7 protein-coding genes are annotated in these 18,851 nt (G+C 34.9%); 1 reads left to right on the top strand and 6 read right to left on the bottom strand.

Annotated elements, in window-relative coordinates:
* The first annotated feature begins 53 nt into the window (after window positions 1-53).
* The gene (locus HZI73_RS26330; RefSeq protein ID WP_212698960.1) at window positions 54-701 is read left to right on the top strand and encodes a hypothetical protein; all 648 of its coding nucleotides are present in this window, start codon (window positions 54-56) and stop codon (window positions 699-701) included.
* Window positions 702-836: 135 nt separating this feature from the next.
* Here the strand turns inward: HZI73_RS26330 and HZI73_RS26325 are convergent, their stop codons facing one another.
* The 6 genes from HZI73_RS26325 to HZI73_RS26300 all read right to left on the bottom strand — a co-directional run bounded on the left by HZI73_RS26325 (window position 837) and on the right by HZI73_RS26300 (window position 18,844).
* Window positions 837-1,106, bottom strand: a complete 270-nt coding sequence (locus tag HZI73_RS26325; protein WP_212698959.1) for a hypothetical protein — start codon at window positions 1,104-1,106, stop codon at window positions 837-839.
* A 24-nt stretch (window positions 1,107-1,130) separates the two neighbouring features.
* Window positions 1,131-2,387: a DNA polymerase Y family protein gene (locus tag HZI73_RS26320; RefSeq protein ID WP_212698958.1), complete on the bottom strand. Its 1,257-nt coding sequence runs from the start codon at window positions 2,385-2,387 to the stop codon at window positions 1,131-1,133.
* 983 nt (window positions 2,388-3,370) lie between these two features.
* Entirely contained in the window at window positions 3,371-8,350 is a 4,980-nt protein-coding gene (locus HZI73_RS26315; RefSeq protein WP_212698957.1) for an Athe_2463 domain-containing protein, read from the bottom strand.
* An 8-nt stretch (window positions 8,351-8,358) separates the two neighbouring features.
* Window positions 8,359-10,077, bottom strand: coding sequence for an S-layer homology domain-containing protein (locus tag HZI73_RS26310; RefSeq protein ID WP_212698956.1), 1,719 nt, complete (start codon window positions 10,075-10,077; stop codon window positions 8,359-8,361).
* Window positions 10,078-10,120: 43 nt separating this feature from the next.
* Window positions 10,121-13,114, bottom strand: a complete 2,994-nt coding sequence (locus HZI73_RS26305; RefSeq protein ID WP_212698955.1) for an Ig-like domain-containing protein — start codon at window positions 13,112-13,114, stop codon at window positions 10,121-10,123.
* A gap of 15 nt (window positions 13,115-13,129) precedes the next feature.
* Entirely contained in the window at window positions 13,130-18,844 is a 5,715-nt protein-coding gene (locus HZI73_RS26300) for a hypothetical protein (protein ID WP_212698954.1), read from the bottom strand.
* Window positions 18,845-18,851 lie beyond the last annotated feature (7 nt).

Raw genomic sequence — 18,851 nt, 5'->3', positions numbered from 1 at the left:
AATAAACGACAGATTAATTGTGACATAAAAAATCTATTTAGGATGGTGATATTGTGAGTCGTTTAGATGATTTAACAGGTAGAAAATTCGGAAAACTTACGCCTATAGAATATCTCAAAGAACATAAAAAGTGGTTATGTAGGTGTGATTGTGGAAAAGAGATAAAGGTGTATGCTACCAACTTAAAACAGGGTCGCACAGTGACATGTGGGTGCACAAAAGAATGGTATGGGGATATTGTCGGTAAAAAATTCGGCCGGTTAACTGTTAAGAAGAACTTAGGATATGACAAGAACAAAAAATCAACTCTTTATGAGTGCGAATGTGATTGTGGAAAAATAAAGACGGTAGCAAGAAAAAGCTTACTAAGGGATAAAGCTAAAACCTTAAGCTGTGGATGCTTGCACGATGAACTCTTTTCAAATAATCGAGAAAAAACAGGCTATATTGATAACACCTACGTATCAATGCTAGAAAGTAAGCATATAAGAAGCAATAATACTTCTGGCTATACTGGTGTAACTTGGTGCAAATTAAAACAAAAATGGAAGTCACAAATTGGTTTTAAGAACAAAAATTATCACTTAGGTTATCACGATGATATACAAGATGCTGTAAATGCCCGAAAAGATGCAGAAGAAAATATTCATGGCAAGTTTTTAGAGTGGTATTATAATTGTTATAATAAGGAGAAAGATTAGTATACTAAAGCATTGTATTTGTAGCTGCTACACCTGGTTCATGAACGGACTTCAAGGAGCAATTTACTTGTTGATCTGTAAAGCTATGAGTGACAATGTATACGAATTTAACATTTATATCAAAAGTAAAAAACCCTACCCTTTATAGGGTTCTAATTTATACAACTTCCATGTGCAGGTCATCGTCTCAAAACGTAGTTCACACTCATATTGCTCTTCCTTGGGAGAAGATACAATACAAGCAAAAACGTATTGTAAATTACCTGCATATCTGTTTTTATCCGTATATTTTATTTGAATATGGCCATATGGCTCATTATCATAGACAAATTGAATAGGAGACACCTTCCCCTCCCTATCCATCCAAGCATAACATTCTACAGGAACTACGTTTTTGATTTTCATGGATATCCTCTTTTCAACTTAAAATTACAAAATACTAGACATTAACGGGTAGTCATCTTCTGGCATTCCCCCTTGAATTGGTGATATACCACTATAAAGAAAGGAAGCCCTTATAACAGACTTTGAACCAAATCGTTTTCTAATAGCATCTATGCACAAATCAGCATTTTGAAGTTTTTCTCTATTGTTAATATCAAACAATGACATCTGTAAAAAATCGTTACCTGTTAATTCTGAAACTCTCACTCTTAATTTTCTTAGAGGCGTTTCTCCATCCCATAAATCATCAAATAACCTCTTAACTTCTTCATATATTTCATAAGTTGTGTCAGTACAATAACCTAACTTTCTTTGATGCGATGAACTTCTAAATTCATTCGTCTTTATCCCAACCGTAACAAGCTGAGTACTCATTTTTGCAGCCCTTAATCGCATTGCAACGCTTTCTGTTAAGGCTAATAGCACCTTATAAGCTTCATTTTTATTATCCACATCAAAGTGTGTTGTTGTTCCGTTTCCAATGCCTTTAATAAATTCATAGTTACTTTTTCTCACATCCGAATAATCTATACCATTGGCATAGTGCCAGATCATTAACCCATGACTCTTAAGATGAGAATGAATTAAATCCTTTTCTGTATTCGCTAAATCGCCTATGGTATAAATACCCAGTTTGAAAAGTTTTGGCTTAGTAGCCATGCCTACCATAAATAAATCCCCTACTGGTAGAGGCCACATCTTTTTTTCAATTTCATGTGGATATAGGGTGTGAACCATATCAGGCTTTTTAAAATCACTTGCAACCTTGGCTTGTAATTTATTAACTCCAATACCTACATTAACCGTAAAGCCAAGCTCCTTTTTAATCCTGTCTTTTATTTCATGTGCAACTTTAACAGGGTCATGGCTGAACAAGTGAAGTGAATGGGTCATATCTAAAAAACATTCATCAATGCTGTATCTTTGTACTTTATCCGTATACTCTTTAAATATTTCAACCATTGCATTACTACAGTTCATGTAAATATTGTATCTAGGCGGAACACTTACTAAATTAGGGCATTTACTAAAGGCATCTCTTACGGGTTCTCCTGTTTTTATCCCATATTTTTTTGCCGGTATTGATTTAGCTAAAACGATGCCATGTCTACTTTTTTCACTTCCCCCTACAATACTTGGTATTGTACGTAAATCAATTTTTTCTCCATGTTGTAACCGATATGCAGCTTCCCAACTTAAATAAGCGGCATTTGCATCAATGTGCAGAATTATTCTACTCAAAAAAACCACCACCTTTTTTGATTCTACAATCAATAATATCTTTTTAATCAATCTATTTACCTTATATAAATATTATATGCGAATGTATGTTCGTATTCAATTGTAAATTAATGTAAAAATATTCAGTTTAATAATGATTACGATGAATAAATGTGACGGAATAATAAATAGAGATAATTTAACCATTATAAGGGGTATAGAAGAAGTAAACTTTTGGATTAGATGAAGAAATATGAACTAGAAAAACTATCAACGTAACAGTTTCTAACGCACTACCGTTTGTTGCTACCGCCTTTCTTAACGACCTGAGAACCTGGTCGTTATTTCAGTTGGTCCTTAGCTATCAATTTCTATGCTATGGAAAAATAGTATGGTGAATTTATACAATGAATTGTAAAGAAGCTTATTAGAGATAATAAACAATTAACCAGGGACTCCTGAAAGACTATTTTTGTTGAATAGTGACAAAGACGTCCTTGCAGCTGTTTGTGATCCACCAGGAGCTGCACCAGGATGAACGCTCATGAACCACCTTCAGCTTAAAATTCTTTCGTTAAATTGCACAGAAAAAATAATATAGATTCTAGTGGTAGAATATGGTATAATCTGATTAAGGACTAATTGACGTATCCCTCTTACTTCCATCCAGTTTAATCTGGAGAAAGGAGGTGAGAGTTTATGAAGAAGCGAACAAAAGAAGAAATCAGAAAAGCTTTGCTAACTCTAGCACAAGCAATCCTGATTAAATTCATTGTTTCTTTACTCATAGAATTATTATTTTAGATGACGCCAATCATCTAATTAGTAATTAAGAATACGGACAATATTCTCCTTTAGAGGGACACGTCATGTGTCCTTTTTAAATGCACTTCTTACTTATATAATATCCCATAAGGATACACTTGTCAATTATTTGTATTAATATTATGCCCTCAAATAAAAAAAATAAACCAGGAGCATTACACTCCTAGTTTTTTCTTTATTTACTCTGGCTGTATGTATATTTTGTCTAATGTATTTCCAGTGATGTCTATATCCGTAATTCTCATTGTTTTAGTTGTGCTGCCTTTTACGGCCGTGACCTCTACCCAATATTGTCCACCTAACCGTGTATCCTCATCATTCATCGTGGATTCAGCAAGTGGTAGTATATACTCTACCTTATAGGTCTCACCGTCTGAACTGGTCATATTTAGAGGGAAATTCACCGTATAGCCTATGTGATCACTATAGCTGTACGTATGGCCATATTGATTTGTGAAAATCATAGCTTCAAGTTCTGGACTAAAACGTACATATACCTGATCTGGATTTCCTTTTATTTCAGTTTCAATATGTACTTTCTCGTAGGACAGGAATCTATGCGGCATATTTAAAAGCTGTTTTCCAAATAGGTTAACTTGTCCTCGCCAGTAATTCCACTCTCCCCAAATATTCATGGATAAAATCGCTAACTGGTTTAGTCTAAAATTGTTAGATACCCTCTCTATATTTCCGTTAGGCGTTCTAGCTGTAAATTCGGCAGTATAGTTGCCTTCGGGGACTCCATTAGGGGTATAAGTCACTTCCCACGTTTTAATGTCTCCTACGGTTGACGTGTTGTTCATGGTGAGGGTTCTGCTGTAGGACGTTCCTTTGTAAAGCTCTAAGGACACACTATTAGCATACTTACTTGTAGTTGCTGTTATCGTGATGGGCGTTCCCTCTGTTAAATCATCTACGCTACCCACTAGGTTAATAGGGGTTTTAACCGTCACATTAAAATCCTTCTGTACTTTATTATTGCTATTGTTGTCATCTATAGCCAATAACTTAAAGGTATAGTTACCGTCGGGTAAAGTAGAAGGTACGTTATAAGTAATATTATTCCAGTTATAATTATCTCCATTCTTAGTTGCATGGACGAGACTAACGGACTTATTTGTTGTTCTAATAGTTGAGCCACTATATAATGCCATTTCTAAATGATGGTTGTAGGGAAATCTCGTTACTGTATCGTACAACACAAGATTTTCAGATGCAGGAACGCTATTGATATTGAACTTTGTTAGCTCTGTCTTTAATTTCGCATCTAATATTTGTGGTGGTGGTACTGTAGCAATGGTAATCTGCTGTATGTTTGGATCACTCCACGTTTTCTCTATATCTTTCACCGTATACGATATGGTGTAAGTTGCTCCGGTTTGTAGATTATCTGGAATCTTATAAAATTTTTCCGTAGGGTACGCATTGTTCCAGTACACAATTTTTCTATCAATAATCCCTTTATTGGGATCGCTGTACTGGTGATCTAAGTCATACGAGCTATCAACCCAAGTTGTTCTGACATGTTTCAGAACGGGGTCATATGTCCAATCAAGAGAAAAGACAGCAATTGGTCTACGGTGTATATTGACCGATATTTTAAATATGTTGGAAAATAATTCTTCTGCTTCATATCCTAATATACTATCTTTCGCTTTATGGTGCATTTCTAGCCGACCACTTTTATCCAGTATACTCGGTTTAGTGGTTATCCAATTATTATCATCTACAAAGGTACTTTCAGCATAACTGTACATTCCCATTGAGTTATCATAATAATTAGGATTGTGGATATATTTAAAACCGCTTTCCTTAATTCCGTCCCCTTCTGTTTCAAGTTCTACGGTTTCAATGTTAATTGATTGACCGACTTCCATAAGGTAATCTGAACTAAAAGAATTATCCCCTATGATGTTATCTAATGCTTTTGTAATATTCCCCATGATGTCGGTTGTATCGAAATAATGATCGTATACACTTTGACTTTTAATGGTATCAGTGCCAATAAGAGTTACATCAAAATCATGTTCATTAACTAAATCCGTAAACTCTTTGATAGGACTTAACCTGTTTTGATGCTCACTAGATGCAGTAACATTTATTCCTGATTGCGACACATAAATGATGTATTTATCGGAGTTGGTTCTAAAGCTACTTATAGGTGGCTCTTGACGGACATATTTGTAAATTGTACCGCTATAGTATCCTGTATAATTATTAATAAGCCGATTATCCGAATGCCAAACAGTTACGTTATTGCAAACTGTAACGGATTCTTTTCTTGTTCCGCACGTATGCCAAGGTTTACCCGTCCCCATCATACACCCCCAGGGGTCGGCACACCTTGAATCAGAACATGTCCAAGATTCAACAACCCTTTCTTCTGTATGGCATTCTTGCTCTGTTGTATAATAACCAAAATCTTGCCAATAGGAGTTATTTGCTACACTATATCTTGTTAGTGTTCCAAAATAATCTCCGCTACTATAGGATATCGAACTTGATGGATAACTACTTCCAGTATTGCGACTAGTAGATGCAGGAGTAGAATGTTGGTATACTTTCATATCCCATATTTCAATTGTCGGGTTTATACCCTGTTCACGTAAATAATTGTTGTATTCAATTCGCTTGCTTTTTATCTGACTTTTGTTACTGTCAGATAGATTTTTATCTACGGCAATGATGACATCCACTTGTGGAAAATTAAAAGGAATGTCAAGGTATATCTCTGTCAACGGTCGTAAGTTCTCTACAAAAAAGTCTCTTATAATCTCATTTGACCGCTTTTCTGTACCATCTAACCACTTGGTAATAGTTTCTTGTCCAAAGGCTTCATCAGCCAATATGATGGCTCTATAATGTCCTAATTCACTTGGGGTATAAGTAAAGCTATCTGTTAGCTCTGTATCCAATATACTTGTTTCATATGTACCATCTTTGTTGGTGTCCTTCAATATTTTAATCCTTTTGTTAATGATGGTGTCACCGTCTATAGACTCAACACCAAAATTCATAGATAAGCTTTCCGACCTGGCAAGGTAATTATTCCAAATATCAAAGCTCATGGCTGGTACGTGGTCTTTCATCACAACCAATGGAAGATTATATGTGCTACTTCTGCCTGATCTATTGGTAGCTATACAGCTAATCTGATAAATACCTTCTTCCGCTCCTTGGAATGTGTAATTTTCACCGATTTGTTCATAATGGAATTTATTCATGTCACCGTTTATAGCTGTTACTTGATACGTATAACTTGTAGGATAGTGCTGTAACAAATATGGGTCGTTGGCATTATCAGACGTGTTAATGGCTTCAAATTTGCGATTTTCTTTTTGTGTACCCTGTAGAGCAAGTTGAGCTTTTGGCTTAGTATTATAGACCGTAACCCACCGTTGCACAAAACTCTTGATATCGTCGTCACTGGTGGCACTAACCTCTATTAGATGGACTTCTGTATTATTATTACTTTCAATAGCTCCAAAACTAAACCCGTCCCCGAAAAATTGGGGTACGGTGACATTAATAGCTGTTCCGTCTATTGTAACTTTTAATCTATCAATATCCTTTTGGTCCATACCGTTTATTTTCGCTTCGTAAGTCTCTATATCAAAGACTTTATCCGGTAGATCAATATCTATCTCAATGATTTCTTTTTGTTCAAACGCCTTTTTTACAATGATTACTCTCTCATACGTATCACTTTTAGAATCATTATAAACAGTTTGCTTTAAGGTGACTTCATACGTATCACCTTTGTTTTTAGCTAAATCATATAGTAGATTATTTACAGTTTGACTATTCACGGATGAAGTATTGTACTCTCTTGTAACTATTGTGCTATCTTCTCCAATAAGCTCAAACTTATATTTTGTGATACTTCCTCTAGATAAATCCCTATAACTGAATTTATCAGCGTTTAACGGTTCATCATCTGAAAAAAGTACTAATGTTGCACTACCAAATAGAGATTTTAAATCATCACTTTTGTTAAATTTAGGTATCGGTTCTTTTTGATTAACCTTGTCTGTATCTGTAGCATAAGCATTGTCAGACTTTGGCTCTCCGTAGGAAACACTTGCTATTCCCTTAACTTCATAATCCCCATTATCTGACATGTTATTACGTAATATATCAAGGTTTACAGTGCCGCTATATGTATTGGTGGTACTGTTACCATTGAATTTATATGTAGTGCCATTTAGGTCTAAATTGTAGTGACTAATATCCCTACGAGTGTAATATATTTCACGTTCGATAATATCATCATAATAGGCTTCGTCCTTTAATGTAATCGTTACATCAACATTAATGCTCATGCTGTCCTTACCAACATTCATGATGTGTTTCCCCTTGTCCAGTATATTAATATCCAATGTAACAGGGGTTTGCTTACGCCCATCACGTTTGTTAAGGGTAAAGGTCTGATACCAATACCCTGAATTGTTTTGATGCCACATTTTAGCTTCGCCATAGCTATATAGTGTGGATGGCGTTAGCACGTTAGCGTAATCATACGCTTGTGCACTAGAATTTGTCCTATTAATTGAGTTTGCGAGGTCTATGTTATCCTTCATCCCATCATTGATCCATTGTTGAGTATCTTGGTTTTGCCATCTAATTGCATCTTCATTCCAATTACTAACTATGCCATCTTTTTTAGCCTTTAATACTGGATTTAACCAGTATCTATATTGCCATGTTTTATCTTCCAATTGCCTTGTAGATGCTTGGTCGATTGGAAAAGACTTATTTGTGTGTCTAATTCCATCCACCGTATACCCGTGATAGCGGTACTCCCCCTTTACTCCGTCCCTTGTATAATAAGGGGTCTTAATGGATGGATCAGGATTCTCGGTGTAGTTCTTAAAGTCATTACTTGGGACATAAGCATAATGACCATAAACACCAATGTTTTTATCAACCCACAATTCTGTGTTAAACCATAGTTTGGTATTTTTACCACTTATATTGACCGTAATATAAGGCTTATTTTTGTAATCGGGGGGCAAAGATAAGGTTTCAAAGGGTATTTGTCCCGATATGCCCTCATAACTCAAAGGGTTACTGTTCGTTGCTGCGAACGCTTTATGATGGATATTAGTCAATAATATACTAAGTACCAATGTAAATACGACTATCTTTTTGATCTTCATCTTATCACCTACATATCTTCAAATAGTTTTTTTATTTCAGTATTAGTTTTGTATTGGGTTGATTGATGTACTAGCATACCATCAGAATCAATATAAACAGATGTTGGATAAGATGATATATTATAAGTATTAAACACTTCACCATCTGCATCAAGTAATACAATCATATCTTTATAATCTTGATTATTGAACCATTTTATAAATTCTTCTTTGCTTTTTTCATTTCTACTTCCTGGTGGAACTATTGTCAATATAACAAAATCATTTTCTTGTTGAGCTAGGCTATTTATTTCATCTAGCTCTTCTATACAATAGGAACACCAAGATACCCAAAATCTTAAATATACTTTCTTTCCCTCATAATCTACTAAATCATGAATTTCCCCATCTATATCCTGTAGTCTAAAATTAGGTGCTTTCTTTTTTAAGTCAGGTGCATTTTCCTCTACTGGATAATAATGATCTACTTTACCACCTCTTATAGAAATATAGAATCTTACGCTGTGGTTTTGATTCATTTCTACATACATTTCTCTGTCATTCATTTTAATGGTGTAGTTATATTGATATACGTCCATATTTTCAGCTAGTTGTAAGATTTCAATAACTTTCTCTTTCATAACTTGATACTTATCTTCATACAAATACCAAAGCATAGTATCAAACATTTTTTCGTATTTATAAAATCTTTCCTCATAAGTCATATCATGGGTTTTATAACTTAATGATATGTTATATGAACTACCCGTATCATGCTTACTATGTTTAACACCAAATGAAACTTCTGAGTGTCTTACATATTCTACTGGATCATATGAATGTTCAATAGAATCAAGACAATAATAGCCTACCCCTAAAGGGTGTTCATCTTTGCCCGATTGTCCTAAGTGTACATACCCTGTATTATCCTTATACACTTTATCTAGGGCATACATAAGTTGTAAAGCTGTAGTCTCTCCACTAGGACATTCATAGACTCTATATTGATGTTTTATCTCTGTAGCGATACGGTCATCTTCATTCTTGTAATCTCTGAAACGTATTACATCAAAGAACATTTTTCCATCTTGATCCTTTTTTATGTCATCCTCTGTTACGGTTGGTGGTATGTATATAGGCTTTCTATAGGATTCATCTATCAGCCGTAATGTTAGGGTGACAGCTTCGGCTCGTGTTGCTAAACCTTTTGGGTCAAATCCGTTAGGCTTACCAGTAAGTAATCCATAGTAATAACTTTCTATAACGTCCTGTAAGTATTTGTCAGCAATGTTATAAAAGTCTTTTATAGTCCTTTGTATAAATAGAAAGTTACGTTCAATATTCTTAGTCTTTTGCACATAGCCCAACGCATGAGCTGTTATGCTTGCCATTTCTTCACGTGTTATTGGACGTTTATAGCTGTCGAACTGATCTTTCTCAATAATACTAAGATCTAATGCCTTATTGATATAGTTTTCTGCCCAATATGCATCGCCATTCTTAATATTCGTATGTCCTAGAGCTTTAACGGTCAACTTAATAAAAGCATCGACGTGAATATTATTGCTCGGCTTGAACGTGCTATCTGGATAACCATTAACAACTCCTAAAGATACAAGTTTGCTAATATTATCCTTCGCCCAATGGCTTAATGGAACGTCTTTAAAATTAATGAGTGTTGTTGCTCTAATACTTAAAACATTCATTGTAACGGTTACAATTAAAATTGCTAGTAACGTCTTTTTCATAGGTAATATCCTCCTTCGTTGACCAATTTCTTCTTGACTTGAATTATTCGGGCTGTATATATATTTTGTCGAGCGTATTTCCAGTGATGTCTATGTCATCTATTCTCATTGTTTTTGTTGTGCTGCCTTTTGTGGCTGTGACCTCTACCCAATATTGTCCACCTAACCGTGTATCTTCATCATTCATGGTGGATTTAGCAAGAGGTAGTATATACTCTGCCTTATAGTTCTCACCGTCTGAACTGGTCATAGTAAGCGGAAAATTGACCGTATAACCTATGTGATCGCTATAATGATATGTATGGCCATATTGATTTGTAAAAATCATAGCTTCTAGTTCTGGACTAAATCGCACATATACCTGGTCGGGATTGCCTTTTATTTCAGTTTCAATATGTACTTTCTCATAGGACAAGAATCTATGCGGCATATTGACAAGCTGTTTTCCAAATAGGTTGACTTGTCCTCGCCAGTAATTCCACTCTCCCCATAGAGTCATATCCACGATTTTAAGTTGATTTAAATAGAAATCCTTTGTTAAGTATTCTACGTTTCCATTAGGTGTCCTGGCTGTAAATCTAGCCTTATAATAGCCCTCTGGAATCGTTTCTGCTATACCTTTTTTTGCTGTCCAATATTTTGTGGTCCCATTGTTACTAGCAATCGACATATCTAGTGATGTAGCATACGGTGTACCATAAAATAGGATGACATTGACTTCGTTCGCATATATGCTTGTGGTGGCAGGGATAATAGCTTCTGATCCACCGTCTAGGTCTGTCATAGACGATTGTAAATTTATTGGAGTATCTACTGTTACCGAAAACTCTTTTTCTTTTGTTTTAAGTGAGTTACTAGCATCTGTAGCTTTTACAATGAATTTATACGTCCCATCAGCCAATGTTGCAGGGATGTTAATCACCTTATCTACCCAATAAAACTTATTGCCGTTTTGAGATACATAGCTAGTATTACTGGATTGTCTACGTGTTAAATCAATGACAATACTGTTTGAACTATTATATAGTGCCATATCTAAATAATGAAGCTTATTAAATATGGTTTTAACATCATACGCTACTAGATTCTCTGATGCAGGAATACTAGAAATTGAGAACTTACTGTCTTCACTCTTTAAAGAAGCTTCAATCTCTATGGGTGGATCTGCGGATATGATAAAGATTACGGGTTCACTCCATACCCCTTCAATATCTTGTACTTTGTATTTAACAACATATTCCACGTCTTTTCCACCTTCGACAGCTGCCACGGTATTTGGTATGATACCAGGTGTGTATTGGCTATCGTTCATTTTTTTCCACTCATACATATCATCTTGAATACCTTTGTTTGCCATGTCCATGTGGTCTAAGTCGTAACCTGTACCATTTACACCATTGATGATCCATTTGTCGTTGCTAAGACTGGCATTAATGGTTAAGTTAGCCAATGGTCTACGGTGAACAAGGAGCTGTATAAGGTTCTTGTTTCCCCATTTCCGATAATTATTAAACCTGTTTTCATTTCCAGGAACAGGGGTGTCCTGTGCTTGATATTCTAGGGTGTACCTGCCGACTTCATGGAAGCTGCTTTTAGTACTCGCTGTTTTACCAATGATATCAGGAATACCATTTGTATTGGTAAACATGCTGTTATCAAATGCACTAAAAACAAACCTCTCTGCATATTTCTCGTCACCTTCATAATCATCAAAGATAAATTCATAGTCAACATTATCTTCGTCTGCTAGGATACAGACAGATGATGATATGATATTTTCTCTTGGTAAAATAAAATCGTCCTTTGACGGTATGCTAGGCTTTAATACCTCATCATAAACCAGTCTAATGGTATTTCCTTCTATGAATATGTTTACTTTTTCAGGTACGCTATTATCCACCATTACAATATTTTCAGAAGGTTGTGATACGTTTTTTCCATTGTCCACAGAAAATAATCGGTAAGATCCCTCTAATAATGTGGTTGGTACGCTTAAGTTTGTTTTTGTCGAACAGTTTCCTATCGCTATACCCTTATCTTCATTAACCGCACTTAGCACATCCGAGTATAAAAGATAGGGCCTATCATTTCTTAACAAGTAAATATCGCTCTGCTCTGTAGGTGTTACAGAAACATATTCACCGCCTTTAATCTTTACATCATTTTGCGTGGTTACCTGTGGGTCAATCCTGTCAATGTATATTGTAAAACTAGTATAGGAAGTATCTTCATAATAATCTCTAACGGTTACTTTGAGCGTTTTAATGATATCATTAGGGTATTCTGATAATAAAAATGTAAACGTATAATCGTTTTCTTGTCCCATTGTTGCTTTAGGATTATCAATAATTTTTGTCCTGGTAATGCCATCAAGTTCAGCTGTAATTACTATAGAATCTTGTTCAATATCCCATCCTTGCCCTGAAACGGTGATGGATTGACTATCCTTGCCATTCATATAATTACGATCAATCTGTGCTGATAGATGAGGACTATTGTTCATATTAATGATTTTGGTTTGTTCACGAGTCGTTGATATAAGGTACGTTCTTGAATAAGTACGAACTTTTACATATATTCTCATTGGGTTCTCACCTTTGGATACGCTTATAGTTGTGGCACTTCCATCATAAGATACACTCTCTCTATAAGAGTCACTTCCACTTGATGTACTTACATTTCCTTGTATAGTAGAGCCATTTATACTCGTTCTTGCGCTTGCACCATAACTAGAATCTACTGACCGACAATAAGCTGATATATATCCACTTGCTTTATAGGTAATTAACCATCTACTAGAATCGTTACTATCTGTTACGATATTAAGTATTTCTACTGTCACACCTGATGAGTATGTACTGGATGACATATTGTCACGCCCACCACTATAATTCTTGGTTTCATTCCATTTACTAAACTCTAGTGTGTATTGTGTTGCACCAAAGGGTTCCCTACTTTCTAGTGCAGCATATGTTGTAGATGAGTATAATGCTAATAAGAGTAAGATCCCATATACAAGTCGATTGATTTTATCCACTGTTACACCTTCTTTCTACAGCTTACTAGCTTTTGCTTTCATATAGCTGTACCCTATTGCTCTATTGTCTGCATTCACTTCCACAACACCGATATAATAGCCATCTGTTACGGGAATAATGTCTAAATCCTTTACCTGTATCCAAGTATCATCAATATCTTGTTGGTACAGAACTTCTTCAACAGATTGTTCATCATCCGTGAACACCTTGTATTTGAATGCGACACCATCATCTTGATGTTTCCCTATGTGAAATTGTGTTGATCTTAAATGTTGTTTGTTCATTGTTTGCTCAAAATTACCGATGTAACCGATATTAATTCCTTGAGGACTAATATAGACAAGATCTTCCCCATTTTTTAGTTTTAAAGTAATGAAATGAGGGGCTATGAGCATGTTTTCATATTTTTCATAACTATTTCCTTCACCATACTTATTAAGGTATCCACTTTTTGATAAAGAGACAAAATCATCATTCAACGTATAGATATCTTCAATATTTGTGGCTACCTTTACTAATCCAGATGGACTTGTTCGCCATACGTCACCATTCTCGCTTAATCCATAAAAGTACCAATCATTTTTTTCTGGTGACACTTTTGCAAATAAGTATTTCTTAATGTTCTTATAAAGAAATTGGTTATAGCCAGTAAAATATTCATAGAAATTATCTTTATAAATACGTGTAATACCAGTATCTCTAATTAAAAATAACACACCCTTCTTGTAATAGATGTCTTTTACACCACTATAGTATCTTGCCCCAGTTAAGTAACTATAGTTACTATATATATCATAATAAACCGTTACTTGTTCATTTCTTAAACCAATGATGGACCTTAAATCATAGTCAATAATCACTTTATCATAATGACCGCTGAATTTTCTATGAGCATGGGATTTCCAACTTTCTCTGCTTGGCGTTAAAGACGAATAAAAATACCCTGTATCCGTCATATAAGATAAACCATATTCATCCATAAAGAAATACTCGGTGGAAGCATTTAATAGCATTGCATTGATGTTGTTCGTTAAATAATGTTGATAGCCATCATCCATGACGAAAATAATATCGTCTTTATAATAACCACTACCATTACCTCCATTGCTTATTACTTTTTGTACGTCTTTTATGGGTATACACATATTAGTTGAGGAGGTTTCATACATGTTTTTTTCCAAATAGGTATAAAATTCTCTATTGCTCCCTTGTATCATCAAGTAAGAATCCACAGGTATTATTTTTTTAACCGTTCCAATAGTAGTCGCCAGATTAGAAACACCTGGTAAACATGAACTACCTTGTAAATAACTTTTATATTTATTTGAAAAATAAAGGGTATCATCTTGCTTAATAGCTATAAATCCGTACTCTGTTGGAATAAATTCTTTAATGGACATACCATTTAATTCTGTATACTCATAAATACTATTTGAATAACTATTTTCAAGTGAATAATATTTTCCATTTACTTCAAAATATAACCTTTGGCTTGTACTATTCCCTATTAATGTTACATCATTGGTATTATACGTTTGATCTATTTTGTGGATATACGTAGATCCAATATTACCAATAGGGTAATATATTTTTTCACTAGAGCTTTTATGTCTTATGATTAACGTTATCCCATGTCGTAATATAACAGCATCTAGAATATCATAGGTCGATAAAAAATCTAAGTTTCGTCCGTTATAATAAGAATAAGGTGAACTATTCGAGCCAGTATTCCAATAACCTGTTACAATAACACCGCCATTATTTTTTAAACCTATTACTAAATGGTCTGTTGAATAGATTTTTTTGACATCTGTCCATTGTGTTGGATTGAATACTAACCCTGTTCGACCACTTATAACAGCTTTACCATATAGTTTTACATGATCATCTTTTTGTATGGTAATAAAATAATAACCAATCTGTATGTCGTTTACATTGGAATAATCTAGTTTTTTTATCGCCTCAATTTCTTCATCAGAAAAGTATTCTTTTGCTCTCTCTTGATCCGTTATCTGAACTTTTGTAACCCCTTCTTCTTTATACAGTGTAAGGTAATCTATAATTTCAATAACCTCTATATCTTCATTTAAAACTGTTTCAGATAACGGATCAGATAGACAAAAACTGGATAAGCTTTTAATACCTGTATCGTTATGTTTAATATTTTTATACTCTAATTTAGGTAACTCTATTTGATTATTGAGTAAATCTGATAGTTTAAATTCTTCTAAAAGTACTTTCAAATGAACTTCTTCATCCTTTTTAAATGGCTCATCAAACTTTAACTCAATCACATTATTTTCGACAGTTACTTCATTTGGCATGATCACATTGTTTTTAGTGATATGAAGCAATTGTTCTTTCCATATATCTGTAGTTGGACCACCTACGACATATTTACCACGGACAGGTGAGCAGTGTGCCAATTCTCTTAATGAAGCGTATTGATTGTTGATATTGGAACCATAATTATTGTTATCAAATCTAATACCTAATATGCTCTCATTAGACGTTACGACATAGGTTTCAAAATCATTATATACAAGGTAATCAACAAAATCTTTTTCTATATTTGTTGCTGAATAGTTATACCCATCATACTCATAATTTAAACCTGTACCTTTAGTGAAAAATAAAAATATCCTCTTGCTGCCATTTTCATAGCTTACATCTTTTACTTTTGAGAAATCCATTGCATGTATATCATAATAAAAATCATGTGGCGTTGAGTTTGAAGTCATTGTCCAGGTATTTGATATAGAAACGTTCTCATCAATAACACCTATACTGTTAAAAACTTTTGCCCAATAAAGCGTTTGTATATGGCCACTAGTTATGATATCCTCTTTAATACGAGTTGCAATCTTATTATCAGGATTATAAAACTCGAATCGTACACCTGAATAATCGTAACTGGGCGAACCACTTTTATACTCTGAAAAAGATGTGCGTTGCCATTCTACATGATCCCCTTTTTCAAATGGTATGGTTGGGGTTGTATAGGCTTGTGTTGTTTCATACCATAATGTATGTGAGCGATAATCACGATTATAATTTGTTTGCTCATAGCCATCTGGACCTGTATACTCCATATAACCACCATCGAGGTAATAAGATAAATAGATATTTCTTGCATACGTATAATAGTTTTTTATCTTATGTTGCTGACCAACCTTTATTTTATCGGTCACCATGTGTATATTAAAATCTTTATTGTTAGCAAAAGCTTCAGCTTTTAAAAGATTTAATTCAGTCTGTAAAGAAATTAAATCCATATCTTTATAGTCCGTAACAACGACTATATCATAGACTTCGTCTTTAGATACATCCACTTTGACAGCTGTCACTGGGGCTATGTTATCTACTTCCGCAATGCATTCCTCACCTGGCTTGTCTGCGGTATCATCTGTTAAAATATAAGATGTATCCACAAATTCCAAAAGCCTGTTATCGTGTTCTTCGTACACTTTCAGTTCAAATTTGTACCGTCCCACATGGGTTGTTTCAACGGTCACATCGGTTAAATTGCCTGTGTTCACCGTATCCGCAAAGGTAAATAAGTTGTTGTAAGCTGTGCCAGAATCGACCCAACTTGTACCGTTATGATAATACCAGGTATCGTCTGAAAAAATACCATTGTTATCACTGTCAAATGCGTAGAACCAAGCTCTTTTAGTGATGCTGTCACCATCAGGACTACTTGACGTATCAAAGGCTCTGACAATGGCTTTTTTCTCATTGTCCTTGTCCCGATAAACTTTTTCAATGAGTGTAAAGTCAGCTATTGGTGGTGCATCAGTCACTATGGTTCGTTCTATGGTTCTTGTATTGGAATAACCAAGTGTATTGGTTACAGTAAGGGCTATTTCTACCTTGCCAGACTTTTTAGACGTAAAAGCGATCTCTTTGTCGTTAAGCTTCTTGGTATAAATATCATCATTTGTAAGACTGCCAAGGGGTGTAATGGTCCAGTTGGTTAGCGTCCAGTCAATGGGATAGGTTTTACTTACAGCTTTGGAGTTGGAACTATCTAAGACGACGGTTTGTCCTACTTTGTAATCCCCATCTTCGCTAATAATGGCTAGGGGCTTCGGTGGACACACCTCTATTTGTGTACTGGCACTATCACTTTTACCACCGCTATCCGTTGCTTTGGCCGTAACGGTAAAGATACCGCTTTGCATAAATTTAGCCGTGTTATCGCCATTATGTACGGGACCACTTAATACGAGTGATGATGGTTTACTAAGAGTTGGTGTTAATGGTCCATCTTCTTGGTCCGTTGCATTCACATAAAGGGAAAAGCTATCACCCTGCATGACAATACTTGGTGCAGATAGGATAACATCTGGTGACCAGTTAATAGGTGGACTGGCTTTCTTAATCACTTTTACATCTTTCATGACAGTATCCGTCTTACCATTACTATCTTCAACGGTTAAGGCTACCGTAACGGTCTTAGGTTCATCATAGGTTAATGTAATGCTTTTATTACCTTCTTCCTTGGGTAATGCTTGGCTCTCAACTTCCCATGAATAATTAACCAGGGTTGCTCCCTCTGGTGCGATTGAACCCGAACCATCTGCAAGGATTTCTTCGTCTACAAGTACTTGATCGGGTACGGATAGGATGGCTAAAGGGTCACCATCTGGGATAGGGGCTTTTTTTATGAGTTCGGCACTGGTCGAACCAGAACCATACCCACGATAATGATAGAGATATCTTACTTCAACCTCACATTTATAATCTTTTGTAACACTATCATCAAGGTCACTATCCCCATCTTCAATATCCGTTGGTAAATAATCGAAAGTAAAATCTGCTGTTCCACTCAAAGATGTGAGGTTTGTGATTGTTTTGGTTAGCTTCTTTTTACTTGTTTGTTCCTCTAATGTTATGGTAATAAATCTAATATTACTTGGGTTATTTAAGTATTCCGTATAAATACTTGTAATGTCTTTAATATCTGCTTTAACATGGATTCTTACTTGCGCTGAACCTTCACCTTTTGACATATCTATGGTATGGTCATCAACGGATGACATTACTTCGAGGTCAACATCAACATTGAATGAAGCTTTATCTACTAACGGTGGGTAAACATCTTTTTTATCATAATAACTTGTTAAATCGCCTTTTGTATTATCACTCCAAGATAAACCATGGGGTAAACCGCCTAGAATACCTGACGAGTCATCTGTAAATATCTTTACACGCTGATTTCCTAAAGAGGTATTGGAATTATTATCCAATATAATCTGCGTATCATTTTCCCAACCCAAAATCTTATTAGGATCAACAGGCTTATTATCATATCCCATAGGAACGCCATAGATAGTAATAATTTGTATTGCATCTATTTCAATGACGCCACCCCGCATTTTATCTTCGTCAGGTAAATTAGTCTTATCGAAGATATCTTCTAGTTCAATATCAACTAAATCTTGACTAACACTTTCAAAGGTATAAGGCATTGTACCAACAGAAGATTGGGTTTTACCTTCAGGTGTGAATTTCATTTTCCACCCAATGGTTTTGTATCTATACTTACTGCTACTTGCAGTAGCGGATACTTTAAAGCGAAATACTGGTATCCCATCATCATTATCGGTTATTTTACCGTTTTCATAATCAATAACTCCCCCTGTACCTGCAAATACATGTAAAGAGTTTAATAAGAATGTAATTATACATATAAAGCTTAAATATCTTTTAATATGTTTATTCATATTAACA

The organism is Vallitalea pronyensis, from assembly GCF_018141445.1.
Classification (GTDB): domain Bacteria; phylum Bacillota; class Clostridia; order Lachnospirales; family Vallitaleaceae; genus Vallitalea; species Vallitalea pronyensis.
This window is presented reverse-complemented; position numbering and strand designations above follow the sequence as displayed.

Excerpts from the sequence above, each read along its gene's own strand:
- HZI73_RS26325 (WP_212698959.1), bottom strand. The coding sequence starts at position 1,106 with ATGAAAATCAAAAACGTAGTTCCTGTAGAATGTTATGCTTGGATGGAT.
- HZI73_RS26315 (WP_212698957.1), bottom strand. The coding sequence starts at position 8,350 with ATGAAGATCAAAAAGATAGTCGTATTTACATTGGTACTTAGTATATTA.
- HZI73_RS26310 (WP_212698956.1), bottom strand. The coding sequence starts at position 10,077 with ATGAAAAAGACGTTACTAGCAATTTTAATTGTAACCGTTACAATGAAT.
- HZI73_RS26300 (WP_212698954.1), bottom strand. The coding sequence starts at position 18,844 with ATGAATAAACATATTAAAAGATATTTAAGCTTTATATGTATAATTACA.